The 16,442-nt window shown below is 62.7% G+C and carries 9 protein-coding genes and 2 pseudogenes; 4 read left to right on the top strand and 7 right to left on the bottom strand.

What is annotated here, in order from left to right; translation table 11 throughout:
- Window positions 1–930: an SDR family oxidoreductase gene (locus C3K08_RS15125; RefSeq protein ID WP_104992289.1), complete on the top strand. Its 930-nt coding sequence runs from the start codon at window positions 1–3 to the stop codon at window positions 928–930.
- Here the strand turns inward: C3K08_RS15125 and C3K08_RS15120 are convergent.
- Entirely contained in the window at window positions 922–1,788 is an 867-nt protein-coding gene (locus tag C3K08_RS15120; RefSeq protein WP_104992288.1) for a tyrosine-type recombinase/integrase, read from the bottom strand. The two genes, C3K08_RS15125 and C3K08_RS15120, sit on opposite strands and share 9 nt — an antisense overlap.
- Window positions 1,789–2,015: 227 nt before the next feature.
- Here C3K08_RS15120 and istA point away from each other — a divergent pair.
- From istA to C3K08_RS15105, 3 genes and pseudogenes are all read left to right on the top strand, one after another.
- Window positions 2,016–3,580: pseudogene (istA, locus tag C3K08_RS15115) on the top strand (IS21 family transposase).
- Between the two features lie 7 nt (window positions 3,581–3,587).
- Complete coding sequence (gene istB / locus C3K08_RS15110; protein WP_104989849.1) at window positions 3,588–4,346, top strand: IS21-like element helper ATPase IstB; 759 nt, start codon at window positions 3,588–3,590, stop codon at window positions 4,344–4,346.
- 187 nt (window positions 4,347–4,533) lie between these two features.
- A complete protein-coding gene (locus C3K08_RS15105) occupies window positions 4,534–7,497 on the top strand; it encodes a Tn3 family transposase (protein ID WP_158679995.1) in 2,964 nt (987 codons plus the stop codon).
- Window positions 7,498–7,558: 61 nt separating this feature from the next.
- Here the strand turns inward: C3K08_RS15105 and C3K08_RS18770 are convergent, their stop codons facing one another.
- From C3K08_RS18770 to C3K08_RS15075, 6 genes and pseudogenes are all read right to left on the bottom strand, one after another.
- On the bottom strand, window positions 7,559–7,681 hold the full coding sequence (locus tag C3K08_RS18770; protein ID WP_255411735.1) for a hypothetical protein: 123 nt from the start codon (window positions 7,679–7,681) through the stop codon (window positions 7,559–7,561).
- Window positions 7,682–7,759: 78 nt separating this feature from the next.
- Window positions 7,760–11,815, bottom strand: coding sequence for a hypothetical protein (locus C3K08_RS15095; RefSeq protein ID WP_152872661.1), 4,056 nt, complete (start codon window positions 11,813–11,815; stop codon window positions 7,760–7,762).
- A gap of 286 nt (window positions 11,816–12,101) precedes the next feature.
- Window positions 12,102–13,193 (bottom strand): transposase, encoded by a 1,092-nt coding sequence (locus C3K08_RS15090; RefSeq protein ID WP_104992285.1) that lies wholly within the window; start codon window positions 13,191–13,193, stop codon window positions 12,102–12,104.
- Window positions 13,194–13,264: 71 nt separating this feature from the next.
- Window positions 13,265–13,483, bottom strand: a pseudogene (locus C3K08_RS18965) (transposase); the annotation flags it as partial.
- Window positions 13,484–14,105: 622 nt separating this feature from the next.
- Complete coding sequence (locus tag C3K08_RS15080) at window positions 14,106–14,714, bottom strand: hypothetical protein (protein ID WP_104992283.1); 609 nt, start codon at window positions 14,712–14,714, stop codon at window positions 14,106–14,108.
- A gap of 174 nt (window positions 14,715–14,888) precedes the next feature.
- Window positions 14,889–16,373: a HEPN domain-containing protein gene (locus tag C3K08_RS15075; RefSeq protein WP_104992282.1), complete on the bottom strand. Its 1,485-nt coding sequence runs from the start codon at window positions 16,371–16,373 to the stop codon at window positions 14,889–14,891.
- Window positions 16,374–16,442: the final 69 nt, after the last annotated feature.

Raw genomic sequence — 16,442 nt, 5'->3', positions numbered from 1 at the left:
GTGACGACGGGTTCTGTTCTGGTCGTGGGTGCCACGGGGAACCTCGGCGGCAAGGTGGTGCGGGAACTGCTCGGACGGGACAAGCGCGTGCGGGCACTCGTTCGCCAGGGCTCGGATGCCACGAAGCTCACTCAGCAGGGTGTGGAGGTGGTGCGTGGTGATCTGACCCAGCCCGCCTCCCTCGGTCCCGCACTCGACGGCGTGGACGCCCTCGTGACCACGGCCGCCGGGTATGTCCGGCGGCGGCGCGGCGACACCTTGCGGAGCGTGGACGACCAGGGCAACCGGCACCTGATTGAGGCGGCCAGCCATGCCCGGCTGGGCCGTTTCGTGTTCACCAGTGTCCTCGCTGCCGATCAGGCCAGGGGGGTGCCGCACTTTTACCAGAAGTACCTGATTGAGCAGGCACTGGAAGCGAGTGGCCTCCCCTTCGTGGCGTTGCGACCGGGAGGGTTTATTGACACGGGCTTGAATCCAGCGCAGATTCGGCGGGGCCTTCTGACGGCCGTGGGCAATCCGGAGACACCGCAGACCGCCGTGCTCACTGACGACGTGGCCCGCGTCCTCGCGCTGGCGGTGGACGAGCCGCGCGCGGTGGGGCAGCGTATCGACCTGGGCACGGATCGTCCCGCCTCGTTCGCCGAGACGGCCCGCGTTCTGTCGCGGCTGCTGGAACGTGAGGTGAAGGTACGAAGACTCCCTCTGGGCGTCGCGCACCTGTTGCTCTCCACGATGAATGTGTTCAAGCCGGGCCTACGCGACTACGTCCCGATGTTTGAATTTATCGCCACGGGTCGGTTTGTGGCGGACACGTCGCGCCAACTTGAGTTGTTTGGGCCGGTGCCCTCGCTGGAAGAGGCGCTGACACAATGGCTGAGCGAGGTCGGTCTTCGCCCGATCCAGACCGTCCGCTTATCCAGTTTACCTTGACCCCCGCTTCCTGCGCCAGGCACGCATCTCGGCGTCCGCGGTCTGGTCGCTGACCTCGGCGTAGCGCAGCGTCGTCTGGATGTGACGGTGCCCGAGCCGTTTGCGGATCGTCTCGAGGCTGACCCCGCCATTCACCAGTTCCGTGGCGTGGCTGTGGCGCAACTGATGCAAGCTGCACTTCACCTCGGCCCGTTCGGTGTACGCCTGCCACCGCTCCTGGATGGAGGAATAGCCCATCGCCCCACCCTTGCCGTTCTTGAGGGCCTGAAAGAGGTGCCCGTGGGTGTAAGGAAGCCCCCGGAGGTACTGGCGCAGGGCGGCCACGAGTCTGGGGTCGTCGAGCAGGATCGTCCGCTTGCGCCCTCCCTTCCCCAGGACCGTCAGGTGCTCATCCCCTTTCGTCAGGTCAAGGTCCTCCAGGTGCAGGCCCAGCACCTCCCCGATGCGCAGCCCCGTCTCGAACAGCAGGCGGAACAGCAACCGGTCCCGTGGCTGCCCGGCGGGAATCACCGCGAGAATCCGTTCCACTTCGGCCCGCCGCAGCCCTCGGGGATGGGGCTCGGGAAGCCGCACCCGCTCCAGTTCGTGGGCGACGTTGCGAGTGAAGTGCCCGCGCCGTTCGCCCCAGGTGCAGAAGTGGCGGAACGCGACGTGCTTGCGGCCAACCGTCGCAGGCTTCCAGTGGGCGTGAGCGGCGAAGTACCGGGCCAGGGCGGCCTCATCGAGGACGGCGGTGTCAAGCCAGGAGGTCAGGTGCCTTAGGTCAGCGGCGTAGGCGCGAAGCGTGTGCGCCGACCGCTGCCCGGAGAGGTCGTGGATGAAGCTGGGCACCAACTCGTTCAGGGGAGGACTCGTCATCGCGCACACTCCATCCGGTGATAAGCGGGCCATGCCTAACCTTCATCGTAGGGCTTCCACTCTCGATTCTTTGCGTACGCTGGCGTAATCCGGCGGGGGTCGCTGGAGTTATCCGGCACCTTCCGCTGGTCTAATCCGGCACCCTGCGCTGGTTGATTCCGGCACCCTCCGGTCGCGGACGAGACTCCCCTGGTCATCCTTGCAGGATGACCAGAAAGCGAGCGTCCATGCGAAAAATCAGGGAAGTCTTGCGGTTGAAACTGGAACTGAAGCTCAGTGACCGCCTCATTGGACAAAGCGTCCAACTCGCCCGCAGCACCGTGCAGGATTACGTCGCACGCGCTCAGCAAGCGGGGCTGAGCTGGCCTCTCCCCCAGAGCTGGACGATGTCCAGCTCGAAGTGCTGCTCTTTCGTACCCGTGAGCAGGCTGCCGTCAGTGTCACCCACCAGCCCGACTGGGCCGCCATTGACCGGGAACTGCGGCGCAAAGGCGTCACTCGTCAACTGCTGTGGGAAGAGTACCGTCGGCACCATCCGGACGGCTGGCAATACGCAACCTTCAACGAGAATTACCGGAAGTGGAAGGCCACAACGGGCCTGACCATGCGCCAGACCCACCGGGCAGGTGAGAAGCTCTTCGTCGACTACGCCGGACTGACGTTGCCCTTGACCGACCCGAGGAATGGGGTCGTCCAGGCTGGCCAGGTGTTCGTGGCCACCCTGGGTGCCAGCGACTACACCTACGCCGAAGTGACCCGAACCCAGGGCATTCACGATTGGATCGCGTCGCATGTCCGGGCGCTGGACTTCTTCGGTGGAGTGCCCGAGATCATCGTCCCGGACAACCTCAAGGCTGGCGTGACCCACGCCAGCCGCTACGAACCCGAGCTGAACCGCACCTATCAGGAATTCGCACAGCACTACGACGTCGCCGTCATCCCTGCCCGGGTCCGCAAACCCAAAGACAAGGCCCTGGTGGAAGTGCACGTGCAGATCGTGGAACGCCGCATTCTCGCCCCGCTGCGCGACCGGGTGTTCTTCAGCCTGTCCGAGGCGAACGAAGCGGTCTGGGAACTGCTGAACACCCTCAATGGGCAACCCTTTCAGAAGAGGCCAGGCAGTCGCCGCAGTGAGTTCGAAACCCTGGATCAACCCCTGCTGCGCCCCTTGCCCGCCCAGCCCTTCGAGGTGGCCGAGTGGAAGCACGCCACGGTCGGTCTGGACTACCACGTCGTCGTCCAGGGGCACGCGTACAGCGTGCCCCATCACCACGTCAAGACCCGGGTGGATCTGCGACTCACCGCGCGGTTGATCGAGATCTACCGTTCAGGCGTACGGATCGCGGTTCATCACCGGGTCCCCGACGCGCTGACGTCGGCCCGGCAACAGACCACGGTGCCGGACCACATGCCCGCCCACCACCGGTACTACCGCGAGGTGGGTCCGGACCAACTCCTGGGTCAGGCTCAGCAGATTGGGGAGGCCACGACGACCCTGGTGCGCGCCATCTTCGACGGAGATCAACATCCTGAACAGAGAAAGCGCGTCGTGACGGGTCTGCTTCGCCTGCACCGCGAGTACGGGGAGCGGCTGGAAGCGGCCTGTCGGCGGGCGTTGGCTCTGCAAGCGCACAGCTTGCAGAGCGTGAAATCCATCCTGAAGCACCGTCTGGACGAAGCGCCACTCCCCGATGCCCCCACCGCACTCCCTGTAGCCGACCACAGCAATCTGCGTGGTCCTGGGTACTTCGCAGAGATCGACGAACCGGGTGCCGAGCGCACCCTGAATTGAGGTTGACATGTTGCCCCATCCGGTGATTCAACAGTTGCGCGCCCTGAAGCTCGATGGCATGGCGCTCGCTTTGCAAGAACAACAGGAACAACCTGGTCTCCGCGAGCTGAGCTTCGAGGAACGACTCACCTTGCTGGTCGACCGTGAGCGGGCCTGCCGGGATACCCGGGGCTTGCAGCGCCGCCTGACGGCGGCGCGTTTGAAGGTCAATGCGAGCCTGGAAGAGGTGGATGTGAAACACCCGAGGGGGCTGGATGCCCGGTTGCTGCGTTCACTGGCCCAGGGTCAGTGGCTCGCCGAAAAAAGGGGGGTCATCATCACCGGCCCCACGGGCGTCGGGAAGACGTTCATCGGGTGTGCCCTGGCGCACCAGGCTTGCCGTCAGGGCTTCACGGCGTTGTATGCGCAAACCGGGCGACTGTTGCAGGAACTGACCCTGGCGAAAGGGGATGGACGGTATCTGAAGCTCCTGGCGAGCATCGCCAGGGTGAACGTCCTGATTCTGGATGACTGGGGGCTGGATGTGCCCACAGCGGAAGGTCGAAGGATTTTGCTGGAGATTCTGGATGACCGCTATGAACGGGCTTCGACGATCATTACCAGTCAGTTCCCGACCCCGGCCTGGCACGCGAATCTGGGAGATCCCACGCTGGCGGACGCGATCTTGGATCGCGTCCTGCATCACGCCTACCGGATCGAACTTCGGGGAGAAAGCCTCAGAAAGAAGAGCAGGAAGTTGACCCCGGAGACGGTCAGCCTTTCATAATGGGGACAGCTCGTCCGTTGGCTGGGAGGGTGCCGGATAACTCCATTCCTGGAGGCCGGATAACTCCAGCAGCGGGTGCCGGATTGGCCAGCATACGCAATTCTTCGCACTTCCTGGAGGAAAATCCGGTGATAGGGACAATTACACCCGGAAAAGGGAACCTCTGCCTGAACGCCTGGGGCTCAGCTTGACCCCTCGGACACCCCTCCTCCTGACCCCCGCACAACGCGAGCAGTTCACCCGCTTCCCCGCCCTCGACGAGCGCACCCTCGCCCGGTATTACCTGCTGAGTGAGGAGGACCTCCGGCTGGTGAGAGAGCGGCGACGCGACTTCAACAAACTTGGCTACGCCGTACAGCTCACCGTGCTGCGCCACCTGGGACGCGGGCTCCGCAAAGGTGAGGCCCTACCCGCAGAGGTGCTGGCCTTCCTCGCCGAGCAACTGCGCGTCGATCCCGCCTGTCACGACGACTACGCCCGGCGGGACTCCACGCGCAAGGAGCACTTCGCCGAGTTGTGCCAGCGGCTAGGGTACGTCGAGTTGTCGGGGCGCCTAAACCGGGAGTTGCGCGACTGGCTCGTGCCCAGCGCCGTCGTCACCGAACAGGCCTTCCCCCTGGTGGGGACGCTCATCGACGAGTTGCGCCGACGCCACATCCTGACCCCACGGCTGTCGGTGCTGGAGCGGTTGGTGAACGCGGCGCGCATCCAAGCCGACCAGTACACCTACGGCCTGCTGAACCTGCCACTGAAGGGTGAACTTCCCGGGCGGGTGGATGCGCTGCTGACCCCGCAGGGCGACGAAGCCTTCTCACGGCTGGTCTGGCTGGGCCGTCCCGTCAGTGTCCCCAAGCCCAAGCACGTGCTGACCCTGCTCGACAAGCTGGCCTTCGTGCGAACGTTCCCAGTGCAGAGCAACCTGCGGGCGTTTCTACCGCAGAGTCGCCTGGCGCACCTGGCTGAGGAAGCCAGACGGGTGAGTGCCTCCCACCTCGCTGCCTACGAGCCTCAAAGACGGCAGGCCACCCTGATGGCGCGCCTCTTCGACCTGTCGGAGACCCTGACCGACGGGGTGTTCGACCTGCACGACCGCCTGATGGTGTCGCTGCTCCGGGAGGGGGAGCGGAACGCGGCGGAGGCGTTCGGGCAGCAGGGACCGTCCGTCATCGAGCAACTCGGCACGTACAAGTCCGTCTGTGCCGCCCTAATTGCCGCCCGGGAGGAGCAGACCGACCCGTACCGAGCCGTCGAGGCGGTCGTGTCGTGGGAGAGGCTGGTGAAGACAGTTCGTGACGGGCAAGACAAGATATCCACCGAACAGCTCGATCCCCTGCACCACGTGATGAAGGCGTATCCGAAGGTTCGGGCCTACGCGCCCCGGCTGCTCTCCGCCTTCACCTTCCACGCCCAGGGTACGGCGGCACCCCTGGTTGAGGCTCTGAATCTCCTGCGCGAAATGTACGCCTCAGGGAAGCGGACCCTGCCCGAGCATGTTCCGCTCAGTTTCGTGCGGCAGAAGTGGACCGCCCACGTCTTCCAGGATGGGGAGGTAGACCGGCGGGCGTACGAGCTATGCGTGCTGGACGAGCTGCGCCTGGCCCTGCGGTCGGGGGACGTATGGGTGGAGGGCAGTCGCAAGTACAGGGACCTCGACGCCTACCTCCTGCCCCAGGACGTATGGCAAAGTCGTCTCCCAGACCTCGCCCTCGACCTGCCGGAGACCTTCGAAGCGTTCTGGGCGGTCACCGAACCAAAGCTCGCCGGGCAATTGCGTGAGGTTGAGGACCTGCTTTCCAAGGGCGCCCTTTCGTCGGTCAGTCTGCTGAGCGGGAAGCTCCGGGTGGGCAAAGTGGTCAAGACGGTGCCCGACGAGGCGGGGCCGCTCCAGCGCACCCTGGCCGCCCGGCTGCCCCGGGTGAAAGTCACCGACCTGCTGTTGGAGGTCAATGCCTGGTGCCGCTTCACGGGCGCCTTTCTCGACCTCCGGAACGGGAAGGGCGTCGAGCGCCACGACCACCTCCTGACCGCCCTGCTGGCCGATGGCCTCAACCTGGGACTGACCAAGATGGCGGAGGCCTCGCCCGACCCGAGTGTGACGGTCCGTCGTCTGATGTACCTGTCGGACTGGTTTATCCGTCCGGAGTCGTATGCAGCGGGGCTCGCTCAGATCGTCAACTTCCAGTCCAAGCTCCCCCTGGCGGCGCTGTGGGGAGACGGCACGACAAGCAGTTCCGATGGACAGCGCTTTCCCACGGGGGGACACGGGAAGGCGTTCGGGCACCTGAACGCGAAGTACGGGCGGGAACCGGGCGTCTTGTTCTACACGCACGTCAGCGACCAGTACGCCCCTTTCCACACCAAGGTCATCACGACGAACGTGCGGGACGCCCTGCATGTGCTCGACGGGTTGCTCTACCACCTGTCCGAGTTGAAGATCAGGGAGCACTACACCGATACGGCGGGCTACACCGAGCAGGTCTTTGCTCTCTGCCACCTGCTGGGCTTTCGCTTCGCCCCCAGGATTCGGGACCTGGGCGAGACCCGGCTGTACACGCCCGAGGTCGCCTCGGCCTACGGTCTGCTGGAGCCGCTGGTAGCCCAGCGGCTCAACCTGCGGCTGATCCGCGAGCACTGGGACGAATTGCGACGGCTGGCGACCTCCATTAAAGCGGGCACGGTGACCGCCTCGTTGATCCTGTCCAAGCTGGCGTCCTACCCGAGACAAAACGGCCTCGCGCTGGCCCTCCGCGAACTGGGGCGAGTCCAGAGAACGTTGTTCACGTTGGAGTGGTTGCGGGACCCGGAGTTGCGTCGCCGGGTGCTGGCTGGGTTGAACAAGGGCGAGTTGCTCCACGCCTTGAAGCGGGCGGTGGCGTTCCACCGAGGTGGCGAGATGCGGGACCGGACGTTCGAGGCGCAGAGTCATCGGGCCAGCGGATTGAACCTCGTTGTGGCGGCGATCAGCGCGTGGAACGCGGTGTACCTGGGGCGGGCGGTGGAGGCGCTGCGGACTGAGGGACAGGACGTGCCGGATGAACTGCTGGCGCATGTGTCGCCGCTGGGGTGGGAGCACATCGGCCTGACGGGCGATTATCTGTGGCGCCAGGAGTTGGTGCCCCCGCCTGGGGCCTACCGGGAGTTGAGGAGCTAGACCCCGTGCTGGATAGCCCTGGCGCTTAGCGGACCAAAATGTCGAAATCGGGTCTTGAGCCCTACACAGAGCACCCGACCTGCATGGTATCGGCGTACATCTGAGTGATGGCACTGCGTTTGTGGCGCAGGAACTTCTGCGCCTGATCCAGCAGCACCCCTGCATCCAGCAGAATCGTCGCCACGCTGGCAGGAAGGCGGTGCGGCATCACCATCTTCTTGCACTGGAATCAAAGTTATGCTATGCGTTATTATGTATTCGACTAGTTACCTTTTTCAATAGCTTCTAGAATCTGAAGCAAGAGTTCAAGTTTGTTATCAAGTTGTTCACTTGCAGTCATCAGTTCATTTTGAATGTTGGAATTTATATAATGTGAAAAATCTTCGCTCCCAATCCTTTCACACCAATAGGTAATAAAGAAAGAAGCAGTAGTATGATATAAATCATGTTTGGCACCACGCAAGCTTCTTTTTAGGAAAGTGGCGTGGCTGCGGTGGAGCCGGGCGGCCTCCCGTATAGAGAAGTCTCTTCGTAAGGTTGCTAGCAGTTGCCATATTGTCGCAACTGAGTTCTGTTCTGCATGGGTGGCTCGGTTAGCCCGCTCAATGACGATAGATCTCGGTACAAGATCGGAGCCCATCATAGCGAAGGCATCGGCAAACTCTTCCCAGATCTGCGGAAACACAGCATTGACCTGAGTTTGGCGGCACAACTCGGCACACTCTCTGGCCATGACAACGCCCTGCTCGGGACGTCGAATGATCCAGTCGGCAACCTGGAACGCAATTGGAATCACGCCAGACACAATGGCTATGTTCTCCACTTCCTCCCTCCGCGCGCCTGGTCTCGACCCGAGCAGTTGGTGAAGGTCCGCCTCCGTGACTTCGAGGGGACCTTGTGGTGCGTACATGCCGCCGACCATGGCAGCCGCCCCACGCAGGGCCGCGTCGAGCGCCTCGCCGTACTTCTGTTCCCGCAGTGATCCCGCCACGGCGTGACTGGACAGCGAGGCCAGGCTCGCCAGCGTGATGTTGGGCCGCGCAAGACCCCGCTGTGCCCACCACGCCGCCTCATCGGCCAAACCGAGCAGGTCAGCGAAGTCAGCCATAACTGCGTCTTCGTGGGCGCCGTTGACCGGGTTGTAGCGGGCGGCGATATGCGGGTGGATGGCACCGAAGATGTGGCGGTACGCCTCGCCGTGGCCCGCCTCAATACTGCGCTTGACTCTGGTCTCGTTCTCCCGTAGGTCCAGGACGCACCTCGACACCAGATGCAGCAGCTTCACGTACGTTTCTCGCCAGCCCTGCAATTCATCTGACTCACGCCTCAGTGTCAGAAGGGCCTCGCGACAGGCCGAATAGGCATCTACGTGCCGGTCCACTGCCCAGGCGGCAACGGCGGCGTCACCACATGCCCGTGCAAACAGCGTGGTGTCCACATCCTCCCGGCCCCGCGCGAACCCTACCGCGGCCGTCGCTATCCGGCACGCCTCATGTGGATCGGCCCTTCCCTCACAGGCGCTGAGCATCATGGCCGCCCGCACCCGGACGTCGCCGCACTGCACTGCCGGTTCCGCAACCGCATGAGCCAACCACGGCTTCGCGCCCTCGTACTGTCTCTGGTAGAAGAACTGCCGACCTGCGGCCTCATACAGGATGACGCGGTCCTCTGGAGACCGTGAGAGACGCAGAGCCTCCTCGACAGTTTGCAGAGCGGCATTCAGGTCGTGAAGATGTTCGCCCTGCACGATGACCTGCGCTTCGACGGACCAGGCCCAAATTACGGGGAGACTGCTCTCCCGGGCCGCCGCTGAAAAGGTTCTGATGTCGTCCAGGGCACGCCGCCAGTCCTGCTGCTCTGCGGGGCGCTCGAACTCCTCCATGAAGCGCCGTTCGGCGACTTGGCGTAACGCTTCCCAGCCCAGCGATGTATCTAACGGGTACACGCCCTGGTTATGGGTGTGCTCAGCAACTTCCAACCAGGCTAGGGCGTTGTCCAGGGTGTGCAGGCGCGGTGTCAGCAGCACGATCAAATTGTTCAGGAATCCCGGCTCGGGCAACGCGACAGGCTCGCCGTGCATTCCCTCCAGGGAGGTCACGCCGGTGATCTTGGTAAGGACGGCGCACGCGAGGCGAAAATCAAGCCGAGCCAGAGTGGACTCACGGTCAGCGAACGCGGAAAGCAAGGCCCACGCATCCGATGACTGGGCTTGGCCCACCAGGGACCGCAGTTCCTCAAGCAGAAAAGAGGCGTCTTCTGTCTGGCTGCCGAACACCTGGAGTTGCAGCGCGCGAATGGCAAAGCGAAGAGCAACACTCATTCCTGCTGGGAGAGTGAGCCCCATCCAGAGGCGGGTGATGAGGGTAGCCTCGGCGAGCACACCCTGGGCCTTGAGTTGCATGACCGCCCAGAACCACAGGGCACCGGCGCGGTTCGGCTCCTCGGCACCCAGCAGGTGTACGAGAACGCGGGATACGTCGTATTGATCCAATGTCTGCTGCGCGAGGGTGTCGTTGGCGAGCGCCAGATGTGTCCCACGCTGGACATCAGCAGTCAGGTCAGCCCCAAGGTGTGTGAGGAGTGGTGACAGGGCATAGGCGCCTTGCGCGCGCTGCTGCACCCATAACCCCAGGAGTGAAGTCAACTTTTCCCGAGGATGGCTGATTTCAGGCTGGACGTTTGCTACGACTTGGGCGTGCCGGAATTGGAAGGTGGTGGGCGCAAGGGTCAGGCGGTACAGCAGTTCGCGCCCACTGCTGTCAGCGACCGTCTCCAGCAGCCGTTCAACTGTCTCCTGCTGCACTTCCTGACCGTAGGACCGCCGCAGCAGGGCCTCCAGGGCCTCATTGGTCAGATTCCACCCGTGCTGGGCCAGCAGGCGTGCGGCGGCTGTCACAAGGGCTGCATGCCCCTCGGTGAGCGCGTGGATAAATCGAGCCACCTGCGACTCCCCGGACATACCGTGAGTCAGCAGCACCTCCTGCACCTCCCTCTCGTCCAGCAGTGGCGCGGCCACGTTGACGGCACCCGCCGGTCCTTCGGTCAGAGTGGCGGGTAAGGGATGATGGCTGGTTGATACCAGCCGCACTCCTTGTTCGGAGGCCTGCTGCATGAGCAGACGCAACCGCCGACCTAGGTCATTTGAGCGAATTCTGGGGAGATCGTCCAGAACCAGGACCGTTCCCCGGCCGAGGCTGCACATGGCCTGTTTGATGGCGTCTGACCCCGGTACCGTACCAGCCAACGAGGCCGTAACGGCGTCAAAACGCATGGTCGTGGCCGTCTCATTCAAACCACGGAAGTCAATCCATGCACTGACCTGTCCTAGGGCGGCGGCAACCAGCAGCGCGAGTTCAGTTTTGCCGACTCCGATGACGCCATGGAGAGCGAACCAAGGAGCGTCCCCCACCGCGCGCAAGACGTATTCCACCGAGCCTTGACGCAGGGACCGACGAGGCAGTGTCGGAGGTGGACTGAGGTCGGGCAGCGTATAGGCTACATATGTTGCCGAGACGTTCACGCCCGCTTCAATGGCAATGACTCCAATCTGCGCCTGTAATTTGGTCATAGCCAGGGCTTGTCGCGCAGCGAGTTCCCGTAATTCGTGAACTGCGGTCTCAATAGACCGCACACGCTCGAACAGCCGCTCATCTTCCTCCGTCCATGTCTCGCTTTCTAGGACGGCGGATAGATCTTGGGAGTGCAGGCGCTTGTCGCCTCTTTCAGACAAGAGCCGGAGCACATGCACGAACAACTTGGCGTACTGCCTGGCGGCCTCTGCCAATGAACGGACCCTGCCACTACTGTAAAGCGTCACCTGCACGAGGTCCTGGAGGGCCGGAGATTCAGGGGCGCCACAACTCCATTCAAATCTCGCAAGCATCTCACGAATCTCTTGATCACTCGCCTCAGACCAGAAGGCCTTAAACACCTTCCAGGCTGCTTCGGAAACCTTTGCCGGTTGGTTCACCCGTGTGAAAAAGGCGCGCAGGGTCTGGCGCTCCTGGGCTGCGGCCTCCTGTTGCCCCGCACGCCACAACTCGAGACCTGGCCTCCGCTCAGGGGAGAGCGCCGGACGCTCAATACCAATGTCCGCCGTTGAAGTGAAGCGGAAGAGGAGCAAGTGGCCCGGGTTGGCGGACCGGTGATGTATGTAATTGGCGATGGCTGTTAGGACATCCCCGTTTCGCAGGGTGACGTTGTCGTCTAGGCGTTTCACCTGCTCAAGCAGCCTTTGTTCGCCGACAACCGCCTGAGCAATGTGGTCGATGTCCTCCCCACACTCCAGCACAAGTTCGCTTCCTGGCGGCAGAGTCACCCAGCGCACTAGCGTGGTATCCACTTGGTATGCGAACCCCCGAAAGACGAACCAGGCGTCTTGCGGGCGGGCAGGCTGGAACTGGGGCATCAGTCGGCATCTATTCTAGCGACATGCACTTATCGATCGCGGCGTAGATTTGCATCTATAAGCTGATGTGGTAGCCGGATGTAACGAATACGCTGCCACGCCCCCCGGAGCTTCTCCCTCAGTGCCGAGACGGAGCAAGCACAGAAGTTTCCCAGAACATTGCGCTTTACGTATGCCCACACCAGCTCAATAGAACTCAGGAGTTGCACCTCGCATAGCGCAGTGAATAGCCGTGCTGGCGGAGAAATTCCGAGTTTCTGCTGAACGTCAGGAGCAGGCGGTTCAAATGAACGTCTGGCATGACCGTCATCAGTGCCAGAGCAGCACACGCCTCCAGGGTCATCCCGGTCTCTCGGTGCAGGATGGCCAGTGTCCAGGCCAGGAACACCAGCAGGACCCAGCGATCCAGGCCCACAGCAGTTCGCAATGCGAACTGCGCCAGACCAAACTGGTGCTTGCCCTCCTTGAAGAACGATTCCTCACTCCACCGCTTCGCCCCCTCGGCGACCACCTCGTCGCCTTCCATCAGTTCCGAAGAAACCGCGTGAAACACCCGGTCTCCACGGTCGACGCGACCCAGCACCAGCGGGTCATGCGGCCAGTTCTTCAATTCGATGTAGCCTCCATGCGGACAGTCAGCCACCGTGACCTCGCCTGGGTGCATCGTCCGCCGGGTTGACCGAACGCCCACCACAAACTCGAAGCCCAGCTGCCTGACTTCATCCAGGAAGACAGCGGATTCGAATCCGCTGTCTGCTAACACGCGAATCCGGAATCGACGACGGATCGCGTCTGGGACGGTTCGCAGAAGTTCTCGTGCCAGAGTCACTGGGGTCGCTGTCCCCTTGCCCCGGTAGACCCGGTACCCCACGGGAAACTTCACCGCTCCGTATTCGGCGAACAACACGACCAGATGGATGCCGTGAACCTCGTTATAGACGCGAACGAAGGGCAGCGTGCTGCCCTTTTTTTCGATGCTGGTCAGGTCGACACTCAGCCGCAGGAGTGGGCGGTGTTTTCGTCGGGCCGCGACAAGCAGCGCGTCCCACTGGGCGCGCTGCAAGATGGCCCAACCCTGTGCCGTATCCCAGGGGTACTCGTTCAGGAGGCGGCTCAGCGCACTTTTGCTGACCAACTCAGCGCGGTGCAACGCCGTTTTGGTGGCAGTGTCCAGGAACATCGACAGCGCAGCCTGGAGGCTGCGCTGTTGGTAGGACGTGGTTGGAACGGCCAGGAACTCATCTGCCAGAATGCGGACGCGCTCCCCCAGAATCTGTGACGTAGACACTCCCAGATTTTCTCGGCTGGGAGCGCTTCCCCGTCGTTATGCAGGTGCAACTCCTGAGTAGAACTTAACTCCGGGGCGTACGGCGGAAGGAAGACCAAGGACAGGCGTTCGTGGTGCGCAACGAACGCCTGAGTGGCTTTGGACCGGTCAATGCCCGCGTTGTCCAGCACCACTACAATCTCTCCCTGGATCTGACGCAGCAGATGCTGGAAGAATCGGCTCACGTCTCCACTGCGAATCGCTCCGGACTTCGTCTGCCGGAAGAATCGCCCGTCCGAGGTGATGGCCCCAAATGGTCGAGAGCTTCTCCCAGTTCGCCGGGAGCGTGACCAGGGGCGTCACGCCCTGGTCGACCACGTCCGCCTCCGCACGCCTTTGAGCGAGAACCCGACCTCATCCAGATAGTGTGGCGAGGCAAGCTTCATGGCCCGGCAGCACGTAGAGGTCAATATGCGGACTGAACGTCAGTGTTCCCCCGATGCCGTCGTTATAAAAACCCATCACTCCCTGAGCCCGCTCCGCATCCTAGGACTATGGAGCGCTCTGAAATACCAACACATCCAGGGTGCTCCATTCGACATGGCAGTTGAGATGGGATATGCGGTCAACACAGCTTCCAGGTGGTCGCGCATGCCCCCCACCGCCGTGTCCAATGCTACACGGGCGCCCGGCGAGATGGGGATGGCCCTGCCTCGCTCAGCCTGGGCACAGACGTGCTTCAGCACCGTGCCACAGGCACCCGAAAGGGCAGGCGCGTGCACTACATGCACGTGCAGAACGGGGCGCGTCATCTACCCAGTCAAGCACGGCCATGACCCTTGAATGTATTCCCCACCGCGTGAAGGGCAACCTTTTCAACATTGATCACGGCGACCGTACACGCAGGGGTGAAGGCTGCCCTTCGTCCTGCCGTCAGTACACCTCGGGGCAGGCCGGTCCGGAGAGCTTTTCCTGATGCAACAGTGTGCGGGGCAGGGGAAAGGCCGAGACCGAGCGTCCAGCCTGTGCGGCAGCAGCTCGCAGAGCGAGCGCCGCCTGCTTGATATGGCCTAATTGAGCGTACAAAGCGTTGAGCGGGGCCGAGGACCGCTGGTGGCGAAGGTCATCCATCACCTGGGGCACGTCTCTCACGGGGACTTCGAATTGTGCTGCCACCTGGGGCGTGAGGGACATGACCTGTATGTCGGGAATGCCCAACGCGTGGAGTTGGTCCACTCGGTGAATGCCGTCTAACAGGAATGGCAGCGCCCCGCTCGGGCTCGGCATCTCCAGCACGATGGGTGGAACAGCCAGTTCGTAGGGAGTGAGAACTGGGGGTGAGGGCCGCCGCTTCCCAGCCAGAGCGACCATCTGCGTGGTCGGCATCCAATCGAAGACAGGATCTCCTCGCGTCGTGTATCCCCCACTCTGCACCTGGTAGCTCATCAGCCAGAGCATCGGCGTCACCACCCAGATGCGCTGCTGGTCAGCGATGACCTGAGAGAACAACTGGTTACGGGCTGCGGGCAGGGTGAACGTCACGCCTCAGTCTGCCGTTTGGAGCTTTGTCCTTTATCGACAAACTCTCGGGTAAGTCAGTGTCTGCCTACTGGACACCCAACCTTCCACCCGCACGTCGCCCCGGATTAGCGGCAGCCAGGCTCGGGACGGCCCGGACAGCAAATCGTGCCGTCGCTCTCGATAACAACGTTGGTCTTACCCTTCCCCTTTCTTGAAGTGTTCGTAGTCGAGTTTCAGCCTCGTCTCCTCAATTCGCTCCCGGAGTCGGGCCAGGACCGTATCGCGGTCCATGCCGAGGCGCAGCGCGATGGCACCGTAGGCCAACCATTTGATGGCCTGCGTCAACCAGTACAAACTCAAGCCGTCACGAGCGAGCAGCTTCTTCTTCCCTTCGTCGTTGTGAACCAGGGCGTGGCGGTTGTTCGCCAGCGCCGCAGCCAGGTCGAATGGCGTCAATGTGATCCTGTCAGCGAAGATCGGCCAGCACGCCTCGATGAGAGCCGTGGCCTTGCTTTGCAGCGAATGCTCGTTGGCCGTGTCGATTCGTGCGGCGAGGATGCTGCGCAAGGTCTCGGGCAAGTCCTCGGGAATCGCCGCTCGAAGCTCTCGGGCAACGTCCCTGAACATGCTCTTCTCGACGTAATACTGCTTCCCCCCCTCGCGGGCGAGCGATTCGACGATGCCCGCCAGGTCGGTGTATTGCGAGTCAAGCACGAGATCATGGGCGAACGCGACCACAACGAACGCGTTCACAGCGCGGCGCAGCTTGCGTTCAGCCCCCAGCCAGGTGCTGAAGACGACGGGAGCCCGCTCTCCTAGGTCCTCGTAGGGGAAGACGGGCGTGACGCGCTCGTCGACGCTGTCGTCAAGGCGCCCTTGGCTCGTCACCAGTTCGAAAGCCTCGTGCACTTCTGTCCCGTCCTCCAACACGGTCTGGATGTTGGAAGTCATGAGCCCGAGGCGTTTAATTTTGAGCCGTTGACCGACAAGCAAATCGAGAAGGATGTGGACCCGGCCGACGAGTTCGAGGAGCGCGTGGATGCTGGCTGGTTCGTCCGGGACGAGGGTAACTCGCCCATGTGCATCGAAGATGTGGCGTCCACCTGTGGGAGCGGAGGAGAAGTACGTTCGGAACTCCAGGGTCAGGTGCAGCTCTTCCACACGGACACTCGTGACGGGCACCTGATATTCGAGGACGAAGTAGTGGCGGGTCGGCTGGTCGTCCCTGAACTCGTACTCGAAGGGTGAGCCGGGGGGCCACCCAGAGAAGCTGTGCAGGTCTAGGGACAGGGCCGTGAAGCGCTCGGCTGATAGGTCGTCTACCCGACGTTCCCCAATTAACGCTAGCTGCGGCTCGTATTCGTAGTAGGCGGTGTCACGCTGGCGGCCGAGCCACTCGCCGCGAGAGTGACGAAAAGCGAGGTCGAAAAGTGAAACCGTCTTGCCCTCGGCAGTCTTCGCCGATAGCGTCGGAATATTGGGGTGGTCGGAGAACGGAAGGATGACCCGGAGCCGCCCTCGTTCCTTACCGACATCATGGGAACTGACTTCGAAAGCGTGCTCTCGAATGCCGATCATGTTGAGGCGCAACCCATCGTCTCGAATCTCGAAGTAACCGTAGCTGTCGAGGGTGTTGTCGGGCGCTTGCCACAGCCCGTGGTAGGTGGTGTGTGATGCCACGTCCCCAGGCTAGGGCGCGCCGCAACAAAAGTCAGGCTTCCCACCTGAGGACGTGGCCGTTGACCTGCT

Source organism: Deinococcus sp. NW-56, from assembly GCF_002953415.1.
Lineage (GTDB): Bacteria > Deinococcota > Deinococci > Deinococcales > Deinococcaceae > Deinococcus.
Note: the sequence above shows the minus strand (reverse complement) of the source record. Positions and strands in the feature narration are given on the sequence as shown.

Bases quoted from the DNA above. Each gene is read 5' to 3' on its own strand.
- C3K08_RS15120 (WP_104992288.1), bottom strand. From the start codon at position 1,788: ATGACGAGTCCTCCCCTGAACGAGTTGGTGCCCAGCTTCATCCACGAC.
- istB (WP_104989849.1), top strand. From the start codon at position 3,588: ATGTTGCCCCATCCGGTGATTCAACAGTTGCGCGCCCTGAAGCTCGAT.